At 76.7% G+C, this 3,819-nt stretch carries 4 protein-coding genes; all 4 read right to left on the bottom strand.

Going from position 1 to position 3,819, the window contains the following annotated elements:
- Window positions 1-106: 106 nt before the first annotated feature.
- The 4 genes from ACFUMH_RS18760 to rlmC all read right to left on the bottom strand — a co-directional run bounded on the left by ACFUMH_RS18760 (window position 107) and on the right by rlmC (window position 3,682).
- A complete protein-coding gene (locus tag ACFUMH_RS18760; RefSeq protein ID WP_378209082.1) occupies window positions 107-523 on the bottom strand; it encodes a DUF5684 domain-containing protein in 417 nt (138 codons plus the stop codon).
- 124 nt (window positions 524-647) lie between these two features.
- Complete coding sequence (locus ACFUMH_RS18755) at window positions 648-1,379, bottom strand: alpha/beta fold hydrolase (protein WP_378209080.1); 732 nt, start codon at window positions 1,377-1,379, stop codon at window positions 648-650.
- Between the two features lie 78 nt (window positions 1,380-1,457).
- Entirely contained in the window at window positions 1,458-2,525 is a 1,068-nt protein-coding gene (locus ACFUMH_RS18750; RefSeq protein ID WP_378209078.1) for an LLM class flavin-dependent oxidoreductase, read from the bottom strand.
- Window positions 2,526-2,557: 32 nt separating this feature from the next.
- Window positions 2,558-3,682, bottom strand: a complete 1,125-nt coding sequence (gene rlmC, locus ACFUMH_RS18745) for a 23S rRNA (uracil(747)-C(5))-methyltransferase RlmC (protein ID WP_378209076.1) — start codon at window positions 3,680-3,682, stop codon at window positions 2,558-2,560.
- Window positions 3,683-3,819 lie beyond the last annotated feature (137 nt).

Genomic DNA, 3,819 nt, shown 5'->3' with positions numbered 1-3,819 from the left:
CGGTCGCCCCGCGCGGGGCGACCGGGCCGTGCGTGCCGGTGCTGGGTGCGTGCCGGTGCTGGGTGCGTGCCGGTGCTGGGTGCGTGCCGGTGCTGGTGCGTGCGGGTCAGGCGACGGCGGGGCTCGCCGTGACCTGCGCCGCGGCCGGGCCGCGGTAGGTGCTGCCGTCGAGCCAGAGGACGTAGAGGAAGATCAGCGGGAGCAGCACGAGGCCGACGGTGAAGCCGGTGCCGTGGCCGAAGGACTTCGCGACGTCGTTCCACAGGATGATCGCGACGACGACGTTCACGACCGGGACGAGCAGGAGCAGGATCCACCAGAGCGGTCGCCCGGCGATCTTGAGCAGCACGATCGTGTTGAGGATCGGGACGAAGCCCTTCCAGCCGTCCTCGCCGGCCTTGGTGAAGATGCCGTAGAGCGGCAGCCCGACGAGGACGACGCCGAGGACGAGACCGATGAGGGAGCCGACGCCGGCGCCCGCGGCAGCGGCGGCGGTGTCGGTCGTGGTGAGTGCGGTGAGCATGGCGCGCAACGTAGCGCTGGACGCTCGCCCGATGTCGGTATTGCACGTTTTCGTCCCCCGGACGGGGCGCGATCCATCCGAACGGCCCAACGGGACGCGGCGGCGGTGCCCGACGGCGGGTGCGTCAGCGCAGGAAGCCCTCGACGAGCGCGGCGAGCTCGTGCGGGCGCCGCACCGGGAGGAAGTGCCCGGCGCGCGGGACGACGGCGAGGCGCGCGTCGGGCAGCGCGTCGACGATCAGGGCCGTGTGCTCGGGCCGGACCGCGTCCCGCTCCCCCACCACGACCAGCACCGGGACGTGCACGCGGGCGAGGTCGGCAGGGTCGATCTGCGGGTGCTCGGTCATCAGGGCCGTCCGCTCCGCCGCGCCGGCGAGCGCCGGGAGCACCCGCGACGCGGCACGCAGGACACGCACGGCGGCCACGGTCGGCACCAGCGTCGCGCGCGTCATCCCGGCCGGGAAGAGGTTCGCCCCCACGACGACGAGGCGCCCGACCAGCTCGGGCCGGCGCAGCACGAGCTCGAGCGCCACGTTCCCGCCGTCGCTGAAGCCCAGCACGTCGACGTCCCGCAGGCCCAGCGCGTCGAGCACGACGGCGACGTCGTCCGCCAGGGAGACGGTGGTCAGCGGGCCGTCGCCGCGCGGGGACCGGCCGTGCGCGCGCGAGTCGACGCCGACGAGCGTGCGCCCGCGCCCGAGCGACGGCAGGAGCCGGTCGAACACGTGGTGGTCCTCGCCGTTGCCGTGCAGCAGCACGAGCGGGCGCCCGGAGCCGCGCGCGACGACCCACAGGGGGCCGACGCGCCCGCCGGGCGCCGCGAGGTCACGCAGGGACGGTGCCGCGGGCTCGCTCATCCGGGCAGGCTAGCGACGGTCGCCGACACCCGCCGGGCCGCGGGCCCGCGCCCGGCGGCGCCGGCAGCGCGCGACCCGTCAGCGCAGCGCGTCGGCCAGCAGCCGCAGCGTCTCCTCGCGCGCCGGCGAACGGTCGGCCGGCGTGCCGCGGAACGCGCCCGTGACGGGCGAGACCATGAGCTCGTCGGTGCCGAGCCACCCGGCCAGGTCCCGCACCTGCGCGGCCGCGGACGCCGGGTCGCCGACGATCCACGACTCGCTCAGCGTGGCGAGCAGCGGCTCGGCGGCGGCGGGCAGCGGGTTCTCCTCCGCGTCCTCGACGAGCTCCTGCGGGGCGAGCGGCTGGCCGGAGCGCAGCCGCCACATCGTGCGCACCTGCGGCAGCGTGAGCCGGCGCGCCTCCTCGGCGGTCGGCGCGACCGCGACGTTCGCGACCGCGATCGTGCGCGGCTCGGCGAGCTCGTCCGACGGCACGAAGGTGTCGCGGTACAGGCGGACGGCCTCGCCCGTCCCGCGCCCGGCGAAGTGGTGCGCGAACACGTACGGCAGCCCGAGCCGCCCCGCGAGCTGCGCCGAGTACGTCGACGAGCCGAGCAGCCACAGCTGCGGCACGGTCGTGGCGCGCGGCGTCGCGCGCAGCGGGTAGGTGCTCGACCCGACGCGGACCTCGACCCCCTGCGGGCGCACGAGCGCGCGCAGGGTCGCGACGTCGTCGTCGAACGTGTCGACGCCGTCCGACTGCTGGCCGCGGCGCAGCAGGTGGCTCGTGACCGGGTCCGACCCGGGCGCCCGGCCGATGCCGACGTCGACGCGACCGGGGTACGCCGCCTCCAGCAGCGCCACCTGCTCGGCGACGACGAGCGGCGAGTGGTTGGGCAGCATGACGCCGCCCGACCCGACGCGCAGCCGGGTCGTGGCGGCGGCGATGATGCCCATCAGCAGCGGGGCGTTCGTCGCGGCGACGGCGGGCATGTTGTGGTGCTCGGCGACCCAGTACCGGCGGGCGCCCACCTCGTCGGCGACGCGGGCGAGCGCCAGCGTGGCGGCCAGCGCGTCGGCGGTGGTCTGGTCGGCGCGGACGGGGACGAGGTCGAGCACGGAGAGCGCGGTCACGTCGGTGCCAACCGCGGCGGGCGCCCGGGGCATTCCGGGACCTGCGTCACGCGCACCCCCGGGCGTCAGTCCCGCTCGAGCAGCGTCAGCACCTCGTAGTGGCCGGTGTGCGGGAACATGTCGAGCACCTGCGCGCGCCGGGGCCGCAGGGACGGCATGGCCGCGAGGTCGCGCGCCAGCGACGCGGCGTGGCACGACGAGTAGAGGACCCGCCGGACCCCGGACGCCTCGAGCCAGCGGCTCAGCGGCTCGCCCAGGCCGCGGCGCGGCGGGTTCACGACGACGAGGTCGGGCGCCGTGTCCGCCGCGAGCGCGAACGCCGTCGCGTCGCCGGCCAGGAAGCGCGTGCCGGTCAGCCCGGCCTCGCGCGCGGACTGCTCGGCGCTCGCGACCGCCTCGGCGCTCGTCTCGACCCCGACCACCGTGCGGCCCGGCCGGGCCATGTGCAGCGCGAACCCGCCGACGCCGCAGTACAGGTCCCAGACCGTGGCCGGGGCGACCTCGTCCGCCCACGCGGTCGCCTGCCGGTACAGCGCCGCGGCGACCTCGGTGTTGGTCTGGAAGAAGCTGCGCGCCCGCAGGTGCAGGTCGAGCCCGTTGACGTGCATCCGCAGGGTCGTGCGCCCGGTCAGCACCTCCTCGCGGTCACCCTCGAGCACGGCGGCGTGCGCGGGCTGCACGTTGACCGACGCCACGGCCAGCGCCGGCACCTGCTCCCGCAGCCACGGGAGGTGCTTGCGCACGCGCGCGAGCGCCTCGGTGCTGCGCAGCACGAAGCGCACCATGAGCTCGCCGTCGGGGCTGACGGTGACGAGCAGGTGCTTGAGCTCGCCGCGCCGCGCGGGCACGTCGTACGGCGTCAGCCCGGCGCGCACGACGAACGCGGCGAGGGGCGCGAACGCGTCCGAGAGCGGCGCCGGGTACAGGGGGCAGCCCTGCAGGTCGACGCCGTGGCCGTGCGCGTCGAGGATGCCGAGCGTCGGCGCGTCGGCCGTGCCGGCGACGACCATCTTCGCCTTGTTGCGGAAGCCCGCCTCGGCGCTGGTGACGGGCGGCAGCCACGCCAGCCCGGCCGGGTCGCCGAGCAGCACGCGCACGCGCCGCTCCTTGTCGGCGACCTGCGCCGGGTACGGCTGCGCGAGGAGCGTGCACGACCCGCACACGCCCGCGTCGAAGTAGGCGCAGCGCATCCGTCCAGGGTAGGCGCCCGCCGCCCGGACGCCGGGGTGAGTCCCGCCACGGTCGGCACGACCCCCGCGAGCACGACCACCGTCGGCACGACCCCCGCCGGCACGACGCGGCGCGGCGGTCCGGTCCCCGAGGGACC

The sequence above is a fragment of the Cellulomonas sp. NPDC057328 genome, assembly GCF_042667215.1.
Classification (GTDB): domain Bacteria; phylum Actinomycetota; class Actinomycetes; order Actinomycetales; family Cellulomonadaceae; genus Cellulomonas.
This window is presented reverse-complemented; position numbering and strand designations above follow the sequence as displayed.

Bases quoted from the DNA above. Each gene is read 5' to 3' on its own strand.
- rlmC (WP_378209076.1), bottom strand. From the start codon at position 3,682: ATGCGCTGCGCCTACTTCGACGCGGGCGTGTGCGGGTCGTGCACGCTC.
- ACFUMH_RS18750 (WP_378209078.1), bottom strand. From the start codon at position 2,525: ATGCCCCGGGCGCCCGCCGCGGTTGGCACCGACGTGACCGCGCTCTCC.
- ACFUMH_RS18755 (WP_378209080.1), bottom strand. From the start codon at position 1,379: ATGAGCGAGCCCGCGGCACCGTCCCTGCGTGACCTCGCGGCGCCCGGC.
- ACFUMH_RS18760 (WP_378209082.1), bottom strand. From the start codon at position 523: ATGCTCACCGCACTCACCACGACCGACACCGCCGCCGCTGCCGCGGGC.